Source organism: Kitasatospora sp. NPDC059747 (assembly GCF_042732955.1).
In the GTDB taxonomy this organism is placed as follows: domain Bacteria; phylum Actinomycetota; class Actinomycetes; order Streptomycetales; family Streptomycetaceae; genus Kitasatospora.
In genome coordinates this window covers 11,706-32,801 of record NZ_JBHWGV010000077.1, presented here as the reverse complement: position 1 = coordinate 32,801, position 21,096 = coordinate 11,706, and the positions used below count along the sequence as shown (strand labels likewise).

The 21,096-nt window shown below is 72.4% G+C and carries 25 protein-coding genes; 12 read left to right on the top strand and 13 right to left on the bottom strand.

The features are described from left to right. Window positions 1–123 precede the first annotated feature (123 nt). Window positions 124–957: a hypothetical protein gene (locus ACFV4G_RS28860; protein ID WP_380445045.1), complete on the bottom strand. Its 834-nt coding sequence runs from the start codon at window positions 955–957 to the stop codon at window positions 124–126. A gap of 199 nt (window positions 958–1,156) precedes the next feature. Then, window positions 1,157–1,726 (bottom strand): hypothetical protein, encoded by a 570-nt coding sequence (locus ACFV4G_RS28855; protein WP_380445044.1) that lies wholly within the window; start codon window positions 1,724–1,726, stop codon window positions 1,157–1,159. Between the two features lie 113 nt (window positions 1,727–1,839). On the opposite strand from ACFV4G_RS28855, the gene ACFV4G_RS28850 reads away from it, so the two are divergent. Further along, window positions 1,840–2,859, top strand: coding sequence for an LD-carboxypeptidase (locus ACFV4G_RS28850; protein WP_380445043.1), 1,020 nt, complete (start codon window positions 1,840–1,842; stop codon window positions 2,857–2,859). A 97-nt stretch (window positions 2,860–2,956) separates the two neighbouring features. On the opposite strand, the gene ACFV4G_RS28845 is transcribed toward ACFV4G_RS28850, so the two are convergent. The 5 genes from ACFV4G_RS28845 to ACFV4G_RS28825 all read right to left on the bottom strand — a co-directional run bounded on the left by ACFV4G_RS28845 (window position 2,957) and on the right by ACFV4G_RS28825 (window position 6,863). Beyond that, complete coding sequence (locus tag ACFV4G_RS28845; RefSeq protein WP_380445042.1) at window positions 2,957–3,604, bottom strand: class I SAM-dependent methyltransferase; 648 nt, start codon at window positions 3,602–3,604, stop codon at window positions 2,957–2,959. A gap of 82 nt (window positions 3,605–3,686) precedes the next feature. Continuing rightward, a complete protein-coding gene (locus ACFV4G_RS28840) occupies window positions 3,687–4,199 on the bottom strand; it encodes a hypothetical protein (protein ID WP_380445041.1) in 513 nt (170 codons plus the stop codon). Window positions 4,200–4,578: 379 nt separating this feature from the next. After that, window positions 4,579–5,820: a glycosyltransferase gene (locus ACFV4G_RS28835; protein ID WP_380445040.1), complete on the bottom strand. Its 1,242-nt coding sequence runs from the start codon at window positions 5,818–5,820 to the stop codon at window positions 4,579–4,581. A gap of 247 nt (window positions 5,821–6,067) precedes the next feature. Further along, window positions 6,068–6,514 (bottom strand): nitroreductase family deazaflavin-dependent oxidoreductase, encoded by a 447-nt coding sequence (locus ACFV4G_RS28830; RefSeq protein ID WP_380445039.1) that lies wholly within the window; start codon window positions 6,512–6,514, stop codon window positions 6,068–6,070. Window positions 6,515–6,728: 214 nt separating this feature from the next. After that, window positions 6,729–6,863, bottom strand: coding sequence for a hypothetical protein (locus ACFV4G_RS28825; protein WP_380445038.1), 135 nt, complete (start codon window positions 6,861–6,863; stop codon window positions 6,729–6,731). A 1-nt stretch (window position 6,864) separates the two neighbouring features. Here ACFV4G_RS28825 and ACFV4G_RS28820 point away from each other — a divergent pair, with 1 nt between their 5' ends. The 4 genes from ACFV4G_RS28820 (at window position 6,865) to ACFV4G_RS28805 (ending at window position 8,720) form a co-directional block, all read left to right on the top strand. Continuing rightward, window positions 6,865–7,155, top strand: coding sequence for a hypothetical protein (locus tag ACFV4G_RS28820; protein WP_380445037.1), 291 nt, complete (start codon window positions 6,865–6,867; stop codon window positions 7,153–7,155). A 27-nt stretch (window positions 7,156–7,182) separates the two neighbouring features. Next, a complete protein-coding gene (locus tag ACFV4G_RS28815) occupies window positions 7,183–7,317 on the top strand; it encodes a hypothetical protein (RefSeq protein ID WP_380445036.1) in 135 nt (44 codons plus the stop codon). 336 nt (window positions 7,318–7,653) lie between these two features. Beyond that, window positions 7,654–8,223: a GNAT family N-acetyltransferase gene (locus tag ACFV4G_RS28810; protein WP_380445035.1), complete on the top strand. Its 570-nt coding sequence runs from the start codon at window positions 7,654–7,656 to the stop codon at window positions 8,221–8,223. Window positions 8,224–8,291: 68 nt separating this feature from the next. Next, window positions 8,292–8,720, top strand: a complete 429-nt coding sequence (locus tag ACFV4G_RS28805; RefSeq protein ID WP_380445034.1) for a VOC family protein — start codon at window positions 8,292–8,294, stop codon at window positions 8,718–8,720. 279 nt (window positions 8,721–8,999) lie between these two features. Here the strand turns inward: ACFV4G_RS28805 and ACFV4G_RS28800 are convergent, their stop codons facing one another. Beyond that, window positions 9,000–9,896, bottom strand: a complete 897-nt coding sequence (locus ACFV4G_RS28800) for an MBL fold metallo-hydrolase (protein WP_380445033.1) — start codon at window positions 9,894–9,896, stop codon at window positions 9,000–9,002. Between the two features lie 107 nt (window positions 9,897–10,003). On the opposite strand from ACFV4G_RS28800, the gene ACFV4G_RS28795 reads away from it, so the two are divergent. Beyond that, a complete protein-coding gene (locus ACFV4G_RS28795; protein ID WP_380445032.1) occupies window positions 10,004–10,438 on the top strand; it encodes a MarR family winged helix-turn-helix transcriptional regulator in 435 nt (144 codons plus the stop codon). 44 nt (window positions 10,439–10,482) lie between these two features. Here ACFV4G_RS28795 and ACFV4G_RS28790 read toward each other — a convergent pair whose 3' ends face one another. The 3 genes from ACFV4G_RS28790 to ACFV4G_RS28780 form a co-directional block, all read right to left on the bottom strand. Then, entirely contained in the window at window positions 10,483–11,481 is a 999-nt protein-coding gene (locus ACFV4G_RS28790; RefSeq protein WP_380445031.1) for a hypothetical protein, read from the bottom strand. 186 nt (window positions 11,482–11,667) lie between these two features. Then, window positions 11,668–12,093 carry a hypothetical protein gene (locus tag ACFV4G_RS28785; protein ID WP_380445030.1) on the bottom strand — a complete coding sequence of 142 codons (426 nt, stop codon included), beginning with the start codon at window positions 12,091–12,093 and terminating at the stop codon, window positions 11,668–11,670. 58 nt (window positions 12,094–12,151) lie between these two features. Then, on the bottom strand, window positions 12,152–13,225 hold the full coding sequence (locus ACFV4G_RS28780) for a hypothetical protein (protein ID WP_380445029.1): 1,074 nt from the start codon (window positions 13,223–13,225) through the stop codon (window positions 12,152–12,154). Between the two features lie 142 nt (window positions 13,226–13,367). Here ACFV4G_RS28780 and ACFV4G_RS28775 point away from each other — a divergent pair, with 142 nt between their 5' ends. The 3 genes from ACFV4G_RS28775 to ACFV4G_RS28765 all read left to right on the top strand — a co-directional run bounded on the left by ACFV4G_RS28775 (window position 13,368) and on the right by ACFV4G_RS28765 (window position 16,436). Continuing rightward, window positions 13,368–13,991, top strand: a complete 624-nt coding sequence (locus ACFV4G_RS28775; RefSeq protein ID WP_380445028.1) for a hypothetical protein — start codon at window positions 13,368–13,370, stop codon at window positions 13,989–13,991. Between the two features lie 91 nt (window positions 13,992–14,082). After that, window positions 14,083–15,078, top strand: a complete 996-nt coding sequence (locus ACFV4G_RS28770) for a hypothetical protein (RefSeq protein WP_380445027.1) — start codon at window positions 14,083–14,085, stop codon at window positions 15,076–15,078. Continuing rightward, window positions 15,075–16,436, top strand: coding sequence for an FAD-dependent oxidoreductase (locus ACFV4G_RS28765; protein WP_380445026.1), 1,362 nt, complete (start codon window positions 15,075–15,077; stop codon window positions 16,434–16,436). The genes ACFV4G_RS28770 and ACFV4G_RS28765 overlap by 4 nt, the downstream gene beginning before the upstream one ends. Before the next feature lie 4 nt (window positions 16,437–16,440). Here the strand turns inward: ACFV4G_RS28765 and ACFV4G_RS28760 are convergent, their stop codons facing one another. Next, the gene (locus tag ACFV4G_RS28760) at window positions 16,441–17,286 is read right to left on the bottom strand and encodes a hypothetical protein (RefSeq protein WP_380445025.1); all 846 of its coding nucleotides are present in this window, start codon (window positions 17,284–17,286) and stop codon (window positions 16,441–16,443) included. A gap of 165 nt (window positions 17,287–17,451) precedes the next feature. Between ACFV4G_RS28760 and ACFV4G_RS28755 the strand changes: the two genes are divergently transcribed. Next, entirely contained in the window at window positions 17,452–18,447 is a 996-nt protein-coding gene (locus ACFV4G_RS28755) for a class I SAM-dependent methyltransferase (RefSeq protein ID WP_380445024.1), read from the top strand. A 36-nt stretch (window positions 18,448–18,483) separates the two neighbouring features. Here the strand turns inward: ACFV4G_RS28755 and ACFV4G_RS28750 are convergent, their stop codons facing one another. Further along, window positions 18,484–19,032 carry a hypothetical protein gene (locus tag ACFV4G_RS28750; RefSeq protein WP_380445023.1) on the bottom strand — a complete coding sequence of 183 codons (549 nt, stop codon included), beginning with the start codon at window positions 19,030–19,032 and terminating at the stop codon, window positions 18,484–18,486. 244 nt (window positions 19,033–19,276) lie between these two features. On the opposite strand from ACFV4G_RS28750, the gene ACFV4G_RS28745 reads away from it, so the two are divergent. After that, entirely contained in the window at window positions 19,277–20,239 is a 963-nt protein-coding gene (locus ACFV4G_RS28745; RefSeq protein ID WP_380445022.1) for an AraC family transcriptional regulator, read from the top strand. Further along, entirely contained in the window at window positions 20,211–21,014 is an 804-nt protein-coding gene (locus ACFV4G_RS28740) for an inositol monophosphatase family protein (protein WP_380445021.1), read from the top strand. Before ACFV4G_RS28745 ends, ACFV4G_RS28740 begins: the two co-directional genes overlap by 29 nt. Window positions 21,015–21,096 lie beyond the last annotated feature (82 nt).

Here is a 21,096-nt window from a genome sequence, read left to right as displayed (position 1 = left end):
CGGGCGGGGGTGGGGGTGGGCGCCCACTCCCCCGCCCCCCCTGGGCCCTCACCCCCCCACCCCCGCGCGGTCCGTGGTCGCGGCCGACCCCCCCCCCCCCCACTCCGTGTCAATCCCTTCGGCTCAGTCCTTGCAGACCACGTTCGCGCGCACTTCCGGGTGGTCCCCCGAATAGTTCACGGACTGGGCCAGCCAGCCGTTGCCCCAGAAGCTGGACTCGTAGATCGCCGTCCCGACGGCGATGGCGCCTCCGCCGGTGACCATGCCGGTGGGGCAGTACTTCAGGTCGTGGGCGGTCCCGTGGCTGAACGGGAGTTTGGTGCCGTCGCCCCAGTAGTGGTGATGGGGCGAGGTCGAGCAGATCACGAAGGGCCGCAACTCCAGGGGCCTCCCGGACGGGTTGTTGATGTTGTAATTCCAGGTGTTGTTCGCCTCGTTCCCATCGGCGAAGGACCCTTCGACATCGATGACCCCGAGGTCGACGAGCCCGCCGCCGCCGGTGGCGTACTGGCCGGCCGGACAGGTCGCCGAGAGACCGCCCTCGCTCCGAGGTGCAACCGTGACGGGGCCGTTGGAGATCTGGGTGTGCGGCTCCGTGGAACAGATCACCGTCGCCCACAGGGTCGCGTCGACGTCCGATTCGCCGTCCACCGTGACGACCCAGCCGTTGCCACGCGGGTAGGAGCTGATCATCTGCAGGGGGTTGTCGTAGGGAGAGACCTTCGGTCCGCCACCGGTCGGCGTCTGGCCGGCCGGACAGGTCACGGTCGCTTCGTAGAAGACGTGGACGTTGCTCTTGGGCACGGCCACGGGATCGCCGATCACCTGCGTGAGCACCTCCGCCGGCGCGGCGGACGGGCTCGCCGGCGGAGGGCCGGACTCCCAGGCGACCGCGGGCGGCGCGGTGAGGGAGAGGATCAATGCGATCAGTACGGTCAGGGCCCGCGTTCTTTTCAACGCTTCCTCCGGGGACGGGGACGGGACGGGCAGGAGTGCTCTCCCGTATCCCCTCTGCTCCTGCCTCCGGTCGTCGGGCCGTGGTCCCTCACTCGGATGATTCGAACAGATCACTCCGGCGCCTCGCCCGACCGCCCGTCACCGTCGAACGGGGCGAGCTTGGTGTGACCGGGCTGCCGCCCAGCGCCGGTCAGGATCGTCAGCGTCGGGCAAGGGCCGCAGCCACCAGCATTCCGCCGGCCAACAGCGCGAGGACGGCCAGCGAGAGGCCCAGGACCCGCGCGCCCGCGACGTACCACCGGGTCGGTTTGAGGCCCAGGAGCTCCGTGGCCCACGGTGAGACGTACCCCGCGCCGTGGCGGCGCACCGCGTCGGCGATCAGGTGCCGGACCTGGTCGTCGACCCGCAGGATCATCCGCCCGGCCGACCGGTCCACCAGGGACACGAAGACCGGTTGGGCGCCCCTCGCCATCCCCTCCCAGGCCCGCACGGTGGCGAGGTCGTGCAGGTCCACCGCCCGCTCGCCCGTCCAGCTGCGGGCCCGGGCCGTCCCGCCGGCCACCCGCACGCTCTTCGGCCGCGCGATGACCGCCTCCAGCAGGGTCGCGGGCCCGAACACGGCCATCAGCCCGGGCACCAGCATCGCCCCCGAGCGCACGAAGGCCGGCCCGACCACCAGCGGCGGCACCGCGATTCCCAGCACCACTACGGACCACCCGACGGCGAAGAACACGCGCCGCCGTCGGACGGCGTCGGTCGAAGCATTCACCGCGCCAAGGTAGACCCGCCGACCGGCCCGGCACCATGGCCAGGCAGGATCCCGGGGCGGCGGACCGGCGAAAGTCGCGTGACCCCACCGGCGGCACCGGCGACACTGACGCCATGACTGGTTCCGCACCGCCTCGACTGCTCCGACCGCGTGCCCTGAGGCCCGGAGACCTCGTGGTCATCGCCTCGCTCTCCGGTCCCCTGCCCGCCGCTTACGAGCCCAACGTCGAGCAGACGGTGGTCGTGCTCCAGCGGATGGGCTTCCGTGTGCGTCGGGCGCCGCTGCTCGAAGCCGGACGCAGCCATTGGTGGAGCGCGGCCACGCCGGCGGAGATCGCCGGTGAGCTCAATGGTCTCCTACGTGATCCCGAGGTGCGCGCGATCGTCGCGAGTGACGGCGGTCAGGCCGCGCTCGGCTACCTCGACCTGATCGACGTCGAGGCGATCAAGGCCGACCCCAAACCGATCCTCGGCTACAGCGACATCTCGCTGCTGCACCTGGTGCTCTACGCGCGCACGGGCCTGGTCGGGTTCCACGCCGACATGGCCGTCCCCGGCTTCGGCGGGCACTGGCAGTCCGCACCCGTGGCGCGCCGGGCGGAACTTGAGAATCTCTATTCCAGGCTGCTGACCGGTACCGAAGCGATCGGCGCGCTGCCGGCGAGCTCGTCGTGGGAGTGCTGGCGTCCCGGTCGTGCCGAGGGCCGGCTGATCGGCGGGGTGATCAATCGCATCGTGCTGGCGCAGGCGACGCGTTTCGCCCTCCCGCTCGAACGGTTCGACGGTGTGGTGCTGTTCTGGGAGGAGATGGGCGGCCTGGCCTCCCACGTGTGGAGCTACCTGCAGGTGATGCGGCACTCCGGCATCCTCGACCGGATCTCGGGCATGGTCGTGGGCGTTCCGCGCGAGATCGTCGGACTGGAGCCCGGCGCGTCCCCGACCCTGCCCGAGATCGTCCTCGACGTCCTCGGCGACCGCGACATCCCGGTCCTGGGCAACGTCGACTTCGGGCACGCCGGCCCGAACCTGCCGATGCCGGTCGGCATCCGCGTCGGCCTCGACGCGCAACAGCGGATGCTGTCGCTGCTCGAACCGGCGGTAGGGCCGCCCGCGACGACGGGACCGGTCGGCTGAGCACCGCGGATCAGCAAGCCGACGCGTTGAGCGTCCACCCGGTTTCGCACTTGACGTCCACTCACACCCGAAGATGGCGTTTGCCGCTGCTCGTTCCCTATACCGCGGTGCGGTGTTGGGTACCGGCGGCTGTCAGCGGCGCCCATGACCCGTCCGGTCGGCATGGCGCCAGCCGGGCGTAGTAGGAGAACGGAGGGCCGATCAGCCGGGTCACGTGGAGCCCCGCGGCATTGGCATGGCGAGCCAGGGTGGCGCGCCGCACCTGGTGCCGGTCGAAGAACTCGCCCACCACGATCCGTCCGTTCGGCTTCACCACCCGGCTCAGCTCCGTCAGCGTCACCTCCGGCTGCGGGATCTCACCCAAGGCCGTCACCAGGTAGGCGGCGTCGAACACGGAGTCCTCGAACGGCAGGTGGTGGGCGTCCGCCCGGGTCGGCGCGATGTTGGTGAGACCGCGCTGTGCGGCCCGGCTCATCACGTGGTCGAGCATCTCCTGCTGGACGTCGACGATGTCGAGTCGACCGTCAGTGCCCAGTTGCGGGGCGGTCTGCAGAGCCTGCAGGCCCGTGCCCGGTCCGACCTCCAGGACCCGCTCGCCCTGACGCAACTCCAGCATCGAATCGAGCCGCTCCTGGCTGAGCAGCGGCAAGGGCAGGTCGAGGAGCCGGCGCTGCGCGTACGGGTAGGGGGCGGAGTCGAACGCCCACCAGGACAGGGCCGCGGTGCCGGCTGCCGCCGCGGTCAACCCCCATCGCGCTCCGGGGCGACCGAGTGCAGTGCGAAGATTCATGATCAAGAGTCCTCTGTCGTGAGTACGTGACGGCTGGTCAGACAGGCTGTGGTGTCGGAACGCGGAGCGCCCGCCAGGCGACGAGGGCACAGACCACCGCAAGCGGTAGTTCGGCGAAGCACGCCATGGCCAGCGCCACGGCGAAATCGCTGCCGGGCCCCGCTGTCACCGGGTCGAACCAGGAGTCGACCAGCAACAGCATCGACGTGGCCGCAGCAGGCAGGGCCCGGCGGGGATCGCCACGAGCGGCCAGGACCCCGGTGGCGATGAAGCCGAGTGCCTCCATGGCATCCAACCCGGCCCAGGCGGCCGACCAGTGCACAGCAGTCGCTGTTGACGGCAGGGTGGTGCAGAGCACGAACGCCCAGGCGAGAACGGCGACTCCACAGGCGATGAGTGCCAACTCAGGCCACCGGCAAGGGCTACGGCGCCGATGCTTCGCGGGCTGCTTGCCCGCGGCGGCGCGGTCGCGGGTCGAATCGGGCAGCACCTTCGCCGTTGATCGCTCGATGACGCTGTACTTCTTTGTCGTGCCGCGAAGATCGATCATCGGTGCATTCCTCATGGCCATGAACCTAGGAACGGACCACGATCCACCGCGTCGGCCGGCGGATGTCACCTCTTCCCAGGCCGTCGGCCCGGGAGCGTATCCGGCGTACATCCCCGGGGCGACGCGCAGAGCCGACGCCACTGAATACGATCTCCGTATGGAACGGCTTCTCCAGCGTCTCGCGACATCGAGCCGACCGTGAGCACGCCGGTGGCACCGCCCGAGGGGGGGGGAGGGCGGGGGCGGGGGCCGCCGGGCGGGGCGGGGGGCCCGCGCGGCCCCCCGCGGGGCCCCCCCGCGGGGGTGGGCCCCCGGGGGGGGCGGCCCCCACCATTGCGCGAGCCGATCCGGCACCCACGACCTCGCAGGCGCCCGACAATCACCCGACAGCCGGGCCTTGTACGGGCCGGCCGGCCGCCTCCAGCAGCAGCTTCGCCGCCACCGTCACCCCGTCCGCCCGGATCGTGCCCGCCACGGCCTTCGCCCGCTCGGCGACCTCGGGCGTCAGCACCACCCCCAACGCCGCCGTCAGCGACTCCACCGTCGGCGCCGGCCCCTGGTGCGCCGCGCCGATCCCCAACTCGGCCACCCGCGCCGCCCAGTACGGCTGGTCCGCGATCAGCGGCACGATCACCTGCGGCGCTCCCGCCCGTGAGGCGGTCGTCGTCGTGCCCGCGCCGCCGTGGTGCACGACCGCCGCCACCCGCCGGAACAGCGCCTGCTGGTTGACCTCCCCGACCACGAAGCAGTCGTCGCCGTCGTCGACCGCCCCCAGCCCGGCCCACCCGCTCCCGACGACGACCCGACGCCCGTACGTGCGGCTCGCCTCGATGACCGCCCCCGCGACGTCCTTCGGCGCGTACGACGCTATGCTCCCGAAGCCGACGTACACCGGCGGCTCGCCCGCGGCCAGGAACGCCTCCAGCTCGTCCGGCAGCGGACGCTCGTCCGGCAGGATCCACGCCCCGGTCTGCAACAGATCCAGGTCCGTCATCCCTTCCGACGGGCACAGCACCGCGTCCGCCGCCAGCCAGGGCCGCTCCCCGAAGACGTGATCGCGGACGTTGTCCACCGGCGGCAGCCCGATCCCGGCCCGCCCACGGTTGAGCGCCTCCCCGTACAGGCCGTTCACGCGCTCGCCGTCCTCCCGCCACAGCACCCGGAGGTCCGTCTCCCCCTCCGACAGCGGCGGCCCCGGGCGCCGGCCCGGCCGGAAGTGCGGCGACGGGATCCCGGCGATGTGGAAGCACGCGAACACGTACGGGACGCCGAGCTTCTCCGCCACGTCCCGCGCGCCCGCCGGCATCAGCCCGGTCGCGAGGATCGCATCGCACCCGTCATTCGCCGCCGCGGCGAGCGTCTCGAACCGCGCCTCCACCAGCGCCGGCGCCAGCCGGAAGGCGTCCTCGCCGGTCGGCGGCTTCGGGTTGGCGACGATCGACTTCACCGTCGGCCCGAGCGGCACGAGCGGCACGCCGACCCGCGCCAGCAGGGCGACGAAGTCGTCGTCCGCGGGCGCGCAGACCGCCGCCTCCGCCCCGAGCCGCTGCAATTCCAACGCCAGCGCCGCCAGCGGTTCGACGTCTCCGCGTGATCCCCAGCTCGTCAACAAAACGCGCATTTCCCGGCTCCCGTTTCCGCAGGTCATGGCCTTGAGACCGACGATTGTGCGGCACACCGGGGGCCTTGCGGCAAGCCCCCCGATGCGTTATATCTTGATAGTGGCGAGGAGAATATTTCTTCTCGCCTTTTCCGTGCCCACTGGACCTCCGGATAGGGTTTCCCGCAGGGGACGGACGCGAGGGGGCGCGGTGGAGCGACGGAAGCTGATCGGGATCGGTGCGGGGCTGTACGGCTAGCCTCCGGCCCTACCCGCGCCGGGGCTCCAGCACGAAGACGGGGATCACGCGGTCGGTCTTCTCCTGGTATTCGGCGTACGGCGGATACGCGGCGACCGCGCGCTCCCACCACTCGGCCTTCTCATCTCCGGTGATCTCACGGGCCGTCATGTCCCGGCGTTCGGGACCGTCCTGGAGCTCCACGTGCGGGTCGGACTTGACGTTGAAGTACCAGACCGGGTGACGCGGGAAGCCGCCCTTCGAGGCCACCGCCGCGTACCGCCCCTCGTGCTCGACGCGCATCAACGGGGTCTTGCGGATCTTGCCGCTCTTCGCGCCGCGCGTCGTGAGGATGACGACGGGCAGGCCCGTGTCCCAGAGCGTCGTTCCCTGCGTGCCGCCCGAACTCTCGTACAGCTCGACCTGCTCGCGCACCCACTGCGCCGGACTCGGCTCGTACTCGCCCTCAAGAGGCATCGCGTTCACCCCATCGTCACGTCATGAAGTGTGGTGTCCGACAGGCAATGCCCGCTCCGGCCGGAGGCACCCCCAGCTGAAGAAGCCTATCGGGTCCTACGCGCGTGTTCGCGTCACGGGCGGTGGCCGTTCGGTGGTGTCACAAGCACGTGGGCGCGGCCTCGTGAAGGCCGCGCCCACGTGGCCGTGCGCGCGCTCGACCTACTCCGGGTGGTCAGACCTTCCTGATGGTGTACGCGATGCCGCTGCCCACGCAGTTGCTGGCGCCCTGCGAGCTCGCCACGACCCACCCCGCCGGGACCGGCGAGAAGGAGCAGACGGTGGCGTAACGCAGGCTGGCGGTGTTCACGATGATGTACGCCACGCCGGTGCCGACGCAACCGGCGGTGCTGTACGAGCTCGCCACGACCCACCCCGCCGGGATGGGAGACATCGAACACGCGGTGACGTTGGTCCGGTTCGCGGTGTTCGCGATGGAGTACGCGACACCGGTACCGGCGCAACCGGCACTGCTGTACGAAAGCGTGATCACCCACCCCGCCGGAATCGGCGACATCGAACACGTAGTGGCGGCAGTCCGGTTCGCGGTGTTCGCGATGGAATACGCGACACCGGTACCGGCGCAACCGGCACTGCTGTAGGAAAGCGTGATCACCCACCCCGCCGGGATGGGAGACATCGAACACGCGGTGGCGCCGGCCTGCCCGGTCACGTCCACGATGGTGAACGCCACGCCGGTGCCGGGACAACCGGCGCTGCTGTACGAACTCGTGATCACCCACCCCGCCGGAACCGGTGAGTAGGAGCAGATGGTCCCGCCACCGGCGAGCCGCTGCGGGGCCGCCTGTGCTTGCGCGGTCGCGGCGGTCATCACGCCCAGGAGCATGAGGACGACCGTCACCAGATGAGGTATGCGGTTCCGTACGGACTTCAAGGCCGGCCTCGAATCTTCTCGACGCTCCACGACCACGCTGGTGTGGCCGAAATGAACGATTGGCACACGGTGCATTCACCGTAGCTGAGATAGTGTCAGAGTTGCTCCGGGGCCGCCACTGTGCAACGGATACCGGTGTCCCAGGGCCCCGGCCCATGGGCAAAGCAGTTGCCGGAAGCCAGGTCGCCCTGCTCGAATCGCCGTCGTGAACGCCTACCTGCGCACCGACCGCCTGACCCTCCGCCGCTTCACCCCCGCCGACCTGGACGACCTCGCCGCCCTGCACGGCCACCCCGACGTCATGCGCCACATCGACGACGGCCGGCCCGTGCCCCGGACCGCCGTCGAACGCGAACACCTCCCCGCCCTCCTCCGCGAGTACGTCGAACTCCCGGACGGCATGGGCTGCTTCGCCGCGGTCGGGACGTCGTCCAAGCGCTTCCTCGGCTGGGTCTCGCTCCGCCCCGCGAGCAGCGTCGGCCTGACCGGCGGCGACACCGAACTCGGCTACCGCATGCTGCCGTCCACCTGGGGCCGGGGCTACGCCACCGAGGGCGCGCGGGCCATCGTCCACCACGCCTTCACCGAGCTCGGCGTCGAGCGGATCGTGGCCACCACGATGACGGTGAACACGGCCTCCCGTCGCGTCATGGAGAAAACCGGGCTGACGCACGTCCGCACGTTCTTCGAGGAGTGGCCCGAGTACATCGAGGGCGCCGAACACGGCGACGTCGAGTACGCGATCACCCGCGGGGCGTGGGCCCGGGGCCGGTAGGACCACGGCGCCAACGCACCTGCTCCGGCCGAGGAATGAGCAGCCGAGCCCCCTGTTAGGGTGCGCGCATGTCATCGATCAAGCAGTTCCAGGTCACCTTCGACTGCGCGGAACCCGAGCGCGTCGGCCGCTTCTGGTGCGAGGTGCTGGGGTACGCGGCAGCGAATCCTCCGAAGGAGTTCGCCACTTGGGACGACTACGAGAACTCCCGCTCCCCCGAGGAACGGGGTTCGTGGTTCGCCTGCACCGATCCGACCGGCGTGGGCCCGCGGCTGTACTTCCAGCGCGTTCCCGAGGGGAAGGTCGTCAAGAACCGGGTGCACCTCGACGTGCGCGTCGGCACCGGGCTCGTGGGCGAGGAGCGCCTCGCCGCACTCGAAGCCGAGTGCGCACGACTGCTCCCGCTGGGCGCGGTACGCGTGCAGCTGCTGTACGACGGCCACGACTCGTGCATCGCGATGCAGGACATCGAGGGCAACGAGTTCTGCATCGACTGAGCGTCCTGCCGGACCGCACACCCCGGAGATGGCCCCCGCCGCCCGCGCGGGGGGCGGCGGGGGTGGGGGGGGGGCTGGTGGGGGGGGCGCCGCGGGGGCGCCTGCGCTGCGCGCCGTGCCCCCCCCCGGGGCCGGGGCGCCCCCCCCGGCGCGGGCGGCCCCCCCCCCCCCCCCCACCCGCGCCCCCAGTTCTCCCACCGCGCGCCGGGCCCGCCGCCCCCCCCCCCCCGGTCCCCCCCCGCCCCCCCCGGGGGGCTTACCCCTTCGTTCCGGGACGGATCAGGCGTCCACGGGCTGCCAGGCCGCCCCGTCCCCGCCCGACTGCACACGCCCGAAGACGACGTCGGCGAAGTGCACGCCGAAGCCGATCGTGTCCGGCTCGGCCAGCTCGGCGACCAGGCGGCGGCGGTTCTCGGCGGTCCGGGCGAGGTCGTGGTCGAAGCCCGAGGACCACTCGGGGTGGTCGATCTGGATCGGCGAGTGCACGGCGTCGCCGAAGGCGATCAGGCGCCGGCCGCCGCCGGTGATGACGTACTCGGCATGCCCGACGGTGTGGCCCGGGGTGATCCGCACCTGCACGCCGGGGAAGACCTCGTCGCCGTCCGAGACCATCCGGACGTGCGGGGCGAGGGCCGCGGCCTGCTCGGCCGTCAGATCCCCGCGCCCCTCCCACTCCGGCCCGGAGATCAGGTAGTCGGCGTGGGCGAACGCGGGCCGGTCGCCCTCGGGGGCGCAGGCCCAGCCGAGGTGGTCGACGTGGAGGTGGGTGAAGGCCACCGCCTCGATGTCCTCGGGGGCCCGGCCGAGTCGCGCCAGGTTGTCCAGGAGCGCGCCGCCCCGGATCGAGTGGAGCGGGCCCTCCGGGAGCTCCAGCGTCCTCGGGCCGACGCCCGTGTCGATCAGCAGCGCCCGGCCGCCGTGCTCGACGAGCAGCGCGCCGACGCTCCCGACGAGGTTGCCCGCGGAGTCCAGGTACTCGGGGTGCGCCGCCCACACGTCCTCCGTGGTGTCCGGCAGCATCGCGAGCGGCCGGAGCCGCACGTCGCCGTCCGGCACGTACGACACCTTGGTGTCGCCGAGCCGTATCGAGCGGATGTCCGACGGCCGGCTCAGCCGTGCGGTGTCCTGCTTCGTGCTCAAGTCCACTGTGAGTCCTCTCCCCTGATGGCCGTTCATCGACCCGGCGCCGCGCTCCCCGCGGCGACGGAGATCACCATAAGCATCAAGTTCGAATCATTCAAGCTCAAAATATTCTGGCTTGACGGACTTGCTAGGATGGGGGCATGACGACGTCCCGGGCCCAGGAACCGCAGGCCATCGCCGAACGACAGCTGTGCGGCATGGTCAACGGACTCGCCCAGCGCATCGGCGAGCACGTGCGCGAGCACGCCGCCGCCCTCGGCCTCACCGAGGCCCAGGCGACGGCGCTGCGCGAGATGACCGGGCCGATGACCATGCGCGAGCTCGCCGAGCGCATGAGCTGCGAGCCGTCCAACGCGACCTTCGTCGTCGACAAGCTCGAGAAGCAGGGCCTGATCGAGCGCCACCCCCACCCCACCGACCGCCGCGCCAAGCACCTGGTACTCACGTCCGAGGGCACCGCGATGCGCGACCGCCTCCTCGAACTCCTCGCCGTCGGCTCCCCGCTGGCGGCCCTCGGCCCGGAGGAGCAACGCGTCCTCCACGGCCTGCTGAAACAGGCCATCACCCGGTCGTAACGCGCAGGAGGGGCGAGGGAAACGCCCCCGCCCCTCGCCGTGCACTACGGGCGCCGGTCGAAGCCGACCTTCCACTGGACGAGACCCTGGTAGAAGGTCGCGATGAGGAAGACGCTCCGGGCGGTCGCGGTCAGCCATGGGTTGTTCCGCATGCCGGCGTACGTGTTCTCGTGCTGGAACCCGCTCCAGCTGCGCTCGGTCCACTGCCCCAGGTAGGCCTGGTGGTAGCCGTTGCCGGAGTTGCCCAGGACGGCGATGACGCCGTCGCCCGTCTCCGTGGTGAACGCGATGCTCGGGGTGCCGAAGATCTGCAGGTTGTCGTCGAGGCGCTGCGGCTGGCCCCAGACGTCGGAGCGGTGGTCCCGCGTCATGACGTACGCACGCCCGTCCAGCCCGCGGTGGACGAGGGCGAACTGGTCCCAGTAGCTGCTGTAGGCGATGGAGTTGGCCGTGTCGCTCAGGATGCCGGGGACCTGCCGCGGAGCGGCCCAGTTCGCTCCGTCGAAGGACGCGGTGTACTGGTTGTTGTCGGTCGCGCTCCCCCACGACAGGAGCATCTCGCCGTTGCGGACCGAGGTGACGGACGGCGACAGGTTGGGCCTGGTCACCACGTTCCCGTCGGGCGACCACCAGTTGGCGGGCTGGCTCTGCGAGAGGATCCCGCTCTGGGTGAACCGCGGCTGCGTGTAGTAGATTCGCCCGTCGACCCCGGTGTGGAAGACGTAGAAGCCGTTGGCCGTCCACACCACGCGGGGCGCGGCCTGCGTCTGGGTGCCAGGGAAGACCACCGGGGCGCCGCCGTTCCGCGATATCCAGACGCGGTTGTTGTCGTTCCCGCGCCACACCTGGATGAGGGTGTCGGGGCTGCGGGCCTCGGAGATCGTGTCCCCGGACTGCAGGTTCACCTCGTTCTCGGTCTCCTGGTACCACTGGCTGCCCTCGCCGAGGGCCGCCGACGCGGGCGAGGCCAGTCCGACGAGCAGGGCGAGGACGGCGGTGAGGACGGTCATCACCAGACCGCCGCCTCGTTGGATCTTGGACACGGGTGTCTCCGTTCGGGAGGTCGGCCGGGAAGAGACGCCTTCCCGCGAGGGCTCCGCCCGGGCCCGACGACATCGCCAGGGCCCCGAACCGCTCACGGAAAGGCTGTCGCTGGGCGAAGGATCAGGACATCAGTCATCTGACTGTCCGTTCGCCCACGGCCCCGCCCGGCCGGCCTGCCCGTTGTCCTAAGAACCGGCCGGCGGGTCCTCCAGGTCGCTGATGACGAGGGTGTCCAGCCGCACCGAGTACCAGACGTCCTGCGACGTGCCTCCGCCCCACTTCTCCGTCAGCACGATCGTGGCGTGCCCGGCGCCGCTGCCCTCGTAGCGGGTGGACCAGTCGAGCGGCACGTTCTGGGCGCGGAACACCGGGTCGGCGTCGTTCGCCTGCGCCCACGCGTCGAGCCGCCTGTTCAGCTCCGCCGTCAGGTAGTGGGCACGGACCTCGGCGGGCGACTGGTCCTTCGTGTCGAGGACGGCCCGGCGGTACTCCCGGAAGAAGGTGTTCACCCGGGCCTCGGGCGTGCCGGCCGCCGCGTGGGCCGGAACGGCGGGCACCACGACGGCGGCCCCGAGCACGGCGGCGGCGAGGGCGGTACGCAACTTCGACATGATTCCTCCATCAGGACAGGAACGTCTTCACCGGAGGAACGACCGGGCAAGCCCCCTGCTACGACGCCCGGCCGCCCGCGAACGCCGGGTACCCCGGCAGCGGTTCGTCGTCCCACTCGCCCGCGATCTTCCGCAGCAGCAGCCCCGCCGTCTCCGCGAGGGCCGGGAAGTCCGTCAGCCCAGCCGCCAACTCCCAGCGGTGGCGCAGCACTTGCCGCGCCGTCGGGGACGGTCGCCGCGGGTGGAGGGGCTTGTTCTCCGCCGTGCGCGGGACCAGCCAGACGGTGGTGTAGACCGTCCAGGCCGCGATGGCCTGCTGCATCCCGGCCCGCCACACGGCGTCCTCGGCGAGTGCGGGATAGGCCGCGACGATCTCGGTGCGGTACGCCTCCTCGATCGCCTCCGTCTGGCCGGGCGGGAGCCGGAAGACGCACCAGCAGGTGGAGAACGGCATCCGGCAGTAGGCGGCCGTCAGGAAAACCGACTGGTAGCAGGCCGCCTCGAAGTCGATCAGCCGCAGGCCGTCCGGGGTGAGCAGGTTGTTGTCGGGACAGGTGTCGCCCGGGGTGAACGCGGGGTACTCCTCCCCGCCGGCCGTGCCGATCCGCGCCAGCTCCCCGGCGAGTTCGGAGGGCACGGCGATCCCGGTCTCCTCAAGCCGCAGCAGCAGCTTGGTGACGGACTGCCGGATCCACGGCTCCTCCGGCGCCACCGCCGTACTGGACTCCGCCACCAGTCGCTCGAACTCCGCCTGCCGGTGCACCGATGCAGCGCCCAGCCGCCCGAGCCCGCGCGCCCAGGCCAGCAGGCCCTCCTCGGCGGCCTTCGGATCGTCCCCGAGCAGCACGTCCGCCAGCGTCGGCGCCGTGCCGAGGTCCGCCATCACGAACAGCGGCACGATCGGGTCGACGGCGAGCAACTGCGGGCCGCCCAGCCCGAGCGAGAGCGCGGCGGCCTCGCGCGCGAAACAGCGCACCGCCCCGTCCCCGCCCTTGAACGCCTTCACGACGACGCTGCCGCCGACCGCCGTCCGGCACCGCAGCACGGCGCTGCGGCTGCTGCCGCCCAGGTCCACCGGGTCCGTCAGCCCGGTGCCCAACACGTCGCCCGCCCTGCGCAAGATCTGCTCCATCCGGCCATCCTGTCAGCGCGCGCAACCGGAATACGGAGAGTGGCGATCCCCGTTCGGGCGACTACGACGTGTGCACACCAGCCTGCCGGACGAGAGTGGAGGCGGGGGCAATCCATCCGAGCGAGAAGATCGGAATCCCGTCATGACGATACGCAGGTCCATGCTCCTCGTCGGCGCCGGCGGCCTGGCCGTCACCGCACTGGTGGTCCGGGTGGCCGTCGCCGAGGCCCCGGTGAGCCTGACGGTGGCGCGCGGCAGCGGCGAGTGCACCTTCGACTGGACGAAGGAGGGCGTCGCCTTCACTCCCACCGCCCCCGGAAAGGCGCCCGGTTCCTACACTGTATCGGACATCAAGGGCACCGTCACGGTCGACATGGCCGCTCCCGATCCCCTCTCCTTCGCCCGATCGGCCACGGTCGACGGAAGGTTCAAGGGAGGCTTCACGCTCAAGGATGCCGCCGGGCACTTCGTGCAGGTCTCCGAGGGGCAGGGCAGCGCACCCGCCGGCAAGGGCGAGTTCCTCGTGAGGACGTCCGCCGACAGCGCCGGCACCCGGATGCCCGTCTACGCCCTCAACGACGCCTCCGACGCCCTCGACCCGAGCATCGTCTCCATGGTCCCGCCCAGGGTGAAGCTGAACGTCCTCCCCATCGAGATGGTGCTGACCCCCGAGTTCGCGCGCACCCTGAACGACGCCTTCGGGCCCGATAGCGCCAACCCCGGCCAGCCGTACGGCATTTGCAGCGCGCAGATCACCACCAGCTGACGCCGGATCGCCCCCTTGCGGGCGGGGACCGTCGCCGTCACCCTTTGGTCGAGCGACGGCCCGAACACCCTTCCCCCGAAAGGGCCCCAGCATGCCCCAGGACACCGCGTTCACCCTCCCCTTCGGGGCCGTGACCAGCCCGGACGCCGACGCCGCCCGGCACCGCAGCCTCCTCTGGTGCCGGCGACAGGGGCTCATCGCGGAGCCGGTCGACGAAGTGCGCTTCCTGCGCTGGGACATCGCCGGGCTCATGGCCGCCTGGAACCCCCGGGCGAGCGGTGCGCAGCTGGACCTGACCGTCGACGCGGTCGTGGTCGCGACGTTCCTGGACGACCACGTCGACGGCCCGCTCGCCGACCGGCCGGACCAAGTGGCGGCCGTCTGCGCGGACTTCGCCACCGTCATCGCCACGGGAGGGCGGCCTCCTTCGGGTGCCGGGCCGCTGATCCGGGCGTTCGGCGACGTGTGGCAGCGCCTCGCCGACGGCGCCTCGCCCGCCTGGCTGGAGCGCACCGGGCAGCACTGGCAGTGGTACCTCGGCGCCTACACCCAGGAGGCGCACAACCGCGCCCGCCGCCGCGTCCCGACCCGCGCCGAGTACGCGGAACTGCGCCGCCGATCGGGCTTCGTGTACGCGATGATCGACCTCAGCCAGAAGGCCTACGGCTTCGAACTCCCGCGCCGACTCTACGCCGACGCCGTGGTGCGCCGGATGCTCGACATCACGGCGGACGTCGTCGACACCCTCAACGACGTGCACTCCGTGGAGAAGGAGGAATCGCGCGGCGACCTCCACAACCTCGTGCTCGTCATCGAGAACGAGCTGGGCTGCGACCGCGCCGACAGCGTCCGCGAGATCCAGGGCATGATCAGCGCCTGGTGCGAGGAGTTCCTCGCCCTGGAGCAGCGCCTGTTGAGCACGGTCGGGCTGCGGGACACCGCCACCGCCCTCCGGATCGCCGACTGCATGCGCACGGCGATGAGCGGCTACCTGGAGTGGAGCCGGACAACCCGCCGCTACTCCCACCTGGTGCCGGCCGGGGAGCCCGCCCTCGTCACCGACCTCGTGAAGGCCAACTGGCCATGACCGCGTGCGACAAGGCCGTGGTCGTCGGCGCGGGCATCGCGGGCCTGCTCGCCGCGCGGGTGCTGGCCGACGCCTTCACGGAGGTGGAGGTCCTCGAACAGGACACCCTCCCCGACGGGCCCGCCCAACGGCCGGGCGTGCCCCAGGGCCACCACGTGCACGGGCTGACAGCGCGGGGAGCGGAGGTCATGGAGAGCCTCTTCCCGGGCCTGCGCGCCGAGTTGACGGCGGCCGGCGCACCGGGAGGGGACTTCGGTCAGATCGTCGCCTTCCGGTTCCCCGGCTGCTGGTCGCCGCGCGCACGGACCGGGATCCCGCTCCAGACGTTCAGCCGTCCGCTGCTGGAGGCACGCCTGCGGAAGCGCGTCACCGCGCTCGGAAACGTCCGCATCCGACAGGGCGTGCGCGTCACCGGCCTGACGGGGAGCACGCTGCGGGCGACCGGGGTCCGGACGCTGGGAACTCCCCTACCCGACAAGGCCGTTGCCGCCGATCTGGTGGTGGTCGCGAACGGGCGCACGTCGCACCTGCCCGAGTGGCTCACCGAACTCGGCCTCCCGCAGCCGCAGCGGACGGTGATCGACGCCCGCGTCGGCTACGCCTCCCGCCTCTACACGGCCGCCGGTGCGGACGGACCCCCGTGGGCAGCGGCCATGGAACTCCTCCAGGCCCCGCACGTCCGCCGCGGCTTCATGGCCGCCCGCATCGAGGGCGACCGCCTCCTCGTCACGCTGCAGGGCGCCGCCGGCGACCACCCGCCCCACGAGCCCGACGGCTTCACCGCATTCGCACACAGCCTCCGCACCCCGCTAGCCGAACTCCTCACCCGCCTCAGCCCGTTGACGTCCGTCCGGCCCTACCGCCACTGCGCGAACCAGCGCACCCACTACCACCGCCTCCCGCACTGGCCCGACGGCCTGCTCGCCCTCGGCGACGCCGTCTGCGCGTTCAACCCGCTCTACGGCCAGGGCATGGGCATCGCCGCCATGGAGGCCGACCTGCTGCGCACGATGCTCACCCGGCCGGCCGGTCCGGGCTTCGCGCACGCCTACCAACGCCGACTCGCCCGGCTCACGCGCCGCCCGTGGCTGATGTCCACCGTCCAGGACCGCGGCTGGCAGCAGCCACGGCCCGACCGCACCGCGCGCCTCACGGCGGCCGTCCTGCCGCCGGTCCAACGGGCGATGGCGGCCGAGCCCGAGGTGTTCCGCCGCTTCCTGGAGGCGATGCACATGACGCGCGGCAGCACCGTCCTGCTCCACCCGCGCGCGCTCGTCCCCGTCCTGGCAGCAGCCGTCCGCCCCGCGCGAAGTACACCCGACCATCCACACCTGTGGTGGGGACACACGCCGTCCTGAACGATCAGCCCAGCAGCGCACGGACAGTGGGCTCGACGAGGTCGACGAGGTCCACGTCCACCGGTTGCTCCCACGCCCACCTCAGGAGGCCGAGCACCACCCTGTCGTCCAACGGCTGCGGTAGCGCAGTCGCACATCCCACCGGATCCAGGCCCTCCAGCAGGCGCAGCACCAGGACGCCCTCCCCGAACTCGGCCTCCATGGGATGCGGCAGGCTGCCCAGCCACGTCAGCAGCGCGGCTGCCCGGTCGGCGGGATCCGGGTAGTCAGCGGCCAACTGCTCGCGGAACGCGCCCACTTGGGACTCCGGCAACTGCCCTGCGTCTCGCCCGGACACCTTCGCCAGCGTCGGCCGCAGCGAGACCGGGACCTGCCGACGCGCCAACTCCCCTGAACCGTACCGCCCGTGACCGGCCTGCCGCGTCTGGTGCACTCCCTCACGGAGCCCCATGGCGTACGACAGCCGCGGAACGAGGTTCAGGAGAAGCCCCGGCACACCGCGCCCGGCGAGGAACAGCGTCAGGCCGACCGGGTCCGCGACCGTCAGGTTGTCCCGGAACCTGGCCCGCTCCCAGGCGACGTCCGTGCTGTGGATGGTGCCCGACCCCACCGGCTCGCCGTCGGCGTCGTGGAGGCTCAGCGTCAGGCTGCCCAGGCACCGGCAGATGTCCCCGGTGAAGCCGCCCTCCGTCGTGAGCGACCGAAGCTGCGCGAGCTCGTCGGGGTTCTCGACCCACCCCAGCACATCGCGCCCGGCGAGCGGCCCTTCCCCCTCCCCGCCCACGATCACCTGCACGAGCCGGGTCCGCGCCCACGCGTCGTCCAGCCATTCCCGCACCGGATGCCCCATGCCGGACTCTCCCCCGTTCACACCCACCGACGATCGTCGCCCAGGATCCCACGGCCCCGGGGGGCGCCGTGCGCCTGGTCAGCCGATTCGCACCCGTGGATCACGTGAATGACCGCCCCCACGATGGGCATTGATGGTGTGCCGAGCCTGCCAAAGGAGCCGCCCGTGTCCGCGCCGTCGTACCTGCCCGCGATGACCCTCGACCAGTACCTCGGGCACCTCTCCGCCCGGCACCCGCAGTGGCACCGGGCGCTCGATCCGGGGCGGCTCGGGTCCGCCACGGCCATGCGCCGGCTCTTCTCGCCGTCGGACGAGTTCAGCCCCGTCTGCGCCGACTCCCCGCGCGCCCCCGGGAACCCGCTCGTGCACTGGACCGGCGGCCGCCAACTGCTCCGCCTGGCCACCGGCGGCGCGAGCGACGCACTCGTCCTGGACGTGCTCGGCGGCGACGGTCCGCTCGCGCGCGCCGCCGCCGTCCGCCCCGGACAGGTGCCGGACGGGCTGGCCCTGCTGACCGGGGACCTCTCCGGCCCCATGGTGGCCGCCGCCCTCGCCCACGGCCTGCCCGCCGTCCGGCAGTCCGCCGACCGGCTGCTCCTCGCCGACGGCACGGTGGACGCGGTGCTGCTGGCCTACGGCACGCACCACGTCCCGTCCGACGACCGGCCCGCCGTGGTCGCCGAGGCCGTGCGGGTGCTGCGGCCGGGCGGCCGGGTCGTGCTGCACGACTTCGAGCCGCACAGCCCGACGGCCGCGTTCTTCCGGACCGTCGTCGACCCCCACGCCGCCGTCCGCCACGACCACCCGCACTTCACCCGCACCGAGCTGCTCGACCTGTTCGCGCCGCACCCCGTCGCCGTGCGCCTGCTCGACGTCTACGACCCGTTCACCGTCCGAGCGGCCTCCCCGGAGGACGCGAAGGCCGCCATGGTCGACCACCTCGCCGAGACCTACGCCCTGACGGACCACTTCGCCGCGCTCGGCCCCGAGCGGGCCTGGGAGCTCCTGGTCGCCGCCTTCGACCACACCGACCACCTCGCCGGCCTCTGCACGCCCCTCAACGCCCCCGCCCGCCCCCTGGTCGGCCCGGTGCTCGACGGCTACGTCGCCGAGGTCCCGAGGGTGGCGCTCGTCGCGGTGGCCGAGCGCCGCACGAGGTAGGCCCCGGAGGTGGGCCCTGCCCGTCGGGCGGGGCCCTCACGGGAAGATGTGGTACCACTGGGACCGCTCCGGCCCGCTGTTCTCGTGCGCCCAGAACCCTCCGCCCAGCGGCCCCGAGGCACCGGGAGGACCCGGTGTGACCCCGTTCACCACCTGCCCCCGGGACTCGAAGAACCGCCGGAACGCCCCGGCCGGGTCCGCGGCGACCGCCCGGCGCGCCGCGTCGTCGAGTTCGATCGTCACCTCGAAGAGTTCGGCGGTCCCCACCCGCACCCGCTCGGCGCCGGCGCTCACCGCGTCGCCGTCGGCCAGGGGAAAGACCGGGGACCACTTCGACTCGTCCCCTCCGCTGGTGATGTGGATGTACCCCGGGTGGTACGGCAGGCCGGGCTGCGGCTCCGGCGCCGTGATCGCGTTGACCTTGAACCCCTGCGACTCCAGGAACCGCCTGACGGTCCCTGCCGGGTCCTTCTCCAGCTCCCGCCGCACCGCGTCGTCCGCGACGTCGATCGTGACGCGCACGACCTCGAACTCGACGTCCTCCACCTTCCGCAACGTTCCGCGCAGTTCCACTCCGTCGGACATGACGTACCTCCAGGGCGCCTCGTCGACGTCCCCCATCCCCCAGTCTGCGCCGCCCCCCGGTGCCCGCAACGCGGGACGAAGGCACAGCCTCCGCCGCTCGATACGCACAGTCACCATCCGCCGGGCAGCACCCAACACCCGGCCCTGGAAGGGGCAATACCGCCGGGTTCGTGCGGCGGCCGCGCTCGCGCCCGAAGCCGCTGCTCGGACGGGCGCCTGGCGACTCGCCGCATACGCTCGGTCCGTGGACGTTCTCAGCGATGTGATCACGGTGGCGCGGACCGGGCGTCCCCGCTCGGCGTGGGTTCGATGGCATGCGCCGTGGGGGCAGCGGTTCGCGGCCGTGCCCGGGGCGGTGGCGTTCCAGGTGGTGCTGGAGGGGAGTTGCTGGTTCCTGGCGCCGGGCGCCGAGCCCGTCCGACTGGGCGCGGGCGACGTGCTGTTCCTGCCGCACGGCAGCGGGCACGCGCTGGCCGACGACCCGGCGACCCCGCTCACGGCCCCGGTCTGTGGGCCGGACGAGCCCGGCGATGCCTACGTCGCGGACACCGTCGACCGCCTCGGCCTGAGCGGCCCGGCCACCGTCGTCCTGTGCGGGGCGTACGAGCTCGACCCGACCCGCACGCACCCCCTGCTCCTGACCCTCCCGGACTTCCTGCACCTCCCGGCGGATCCGGACCGTCACCCCGAACTCCACGCCGCCGTCACGCTCCTGGCCGCCGAGGTGTCATCGCCGCGCCCGGGCACCGGCGCGATCATCCCGGCGCTCCTCGACACCCTGCTGATGTACGTGCTGCGCAGCCGGCTCGCCGAGCGCCCCGCCGACGGTCCGGCGACCGGCTGGGCCGCCGCGCTCGCCGACCCCGCCGTCGCCGCCGCCCTCCACGCCGTGCACAACGCCCCGGCCGAGCCCTGGACCGTCGGCAAACTCGCCGCCGAGGCCGGCCTCTCCCGGGCCGCGTTCGCCCGCCGCTTCGCCTCGACGGTCGGCCGGCCGCCGCTCGGCTACCTGACCTGGTGGCGGATGACCACCGCCGCCCGTCACCTCCGGGCGACGGACGCGCCCCTGCGCGTCGTCGCCGCCCGGGTCGGGTACGGCTCCGAGTTCGCCTTCGCCGCCGCGTTCAAACGGGCCCACGGCATGGCTCCCGGCACGTACCGCTCGTATGCTGCTCACCGTGATCAACTCGCTGACGAACATGGATGATTCCGAGGTCGCCATCGCCGCCGCACGCGCCGGTGCCGACGTGGTGCGCGCGATGTACGGGCAGGACCTCGCCCGCATCGACAAGGGCGCCGGGGACTTCGCCACCGCGGCCGACGTGGCGGCGGAGCAGGCGATCCTCGACGTCATCCGCGCGGCCCGGCCGGACGACGCGCTGCTCGGCGAGGAGGGCGGGCGGCAGGGGCCCGTCGGCGCCGGGCGCGAGTGGCTGGTGGATCCCCTGTGCGGGACGCTCAACTACGCCGCGGGAACGCTGGTGGTGGCCGTCAACGTCGCGCTCCGCGACGGCGCCGCGGCGGTGGCGGATCCGTTCGGGGACGAGGTCTTCTTCACCGACGGCACGACCGCCCGGGTGCGCCGCGACGGCACCGACGCGGAGCTGGCGCCCACCGCCGCCACGCAGTTGGTGGATGTCAACCTCGACCCGCCGTTCCCGGGCGCCCCCGGGTTCCGGGCCGTGGAACTGCTCGCCGACGCGCGGTTCGTCGAACGCTTCCGGCCGCGGGTCGTGTCGACGTCCCTGGCGCTGGCCTGGGTGGCCGCCGGCAAGCGCGCCGCGTACGTCACCGACGGCGGCGACCTGTCCGGGAGCGTCCACTTCGCCGCGGGCATCGCGCTGTGCCGGGCCGCCGGCTGCGTGGTCACCGGCATCGACGGCACCCCGATCGGCACCGGGGCGGGCGGCCGCGGGCTGCTCGTGGCGGCGGACGCCGAGACGCACGGGCTGCTGATGTCGATGATCACCGGTCAGGACTGACGAGTGCGGCACCGCGCCGTGGCGCCCCCCCGGGGGGCGGCGCCGGGGGCGGGGTGCGGGGGCACGGGGAGGTTGGGCACCA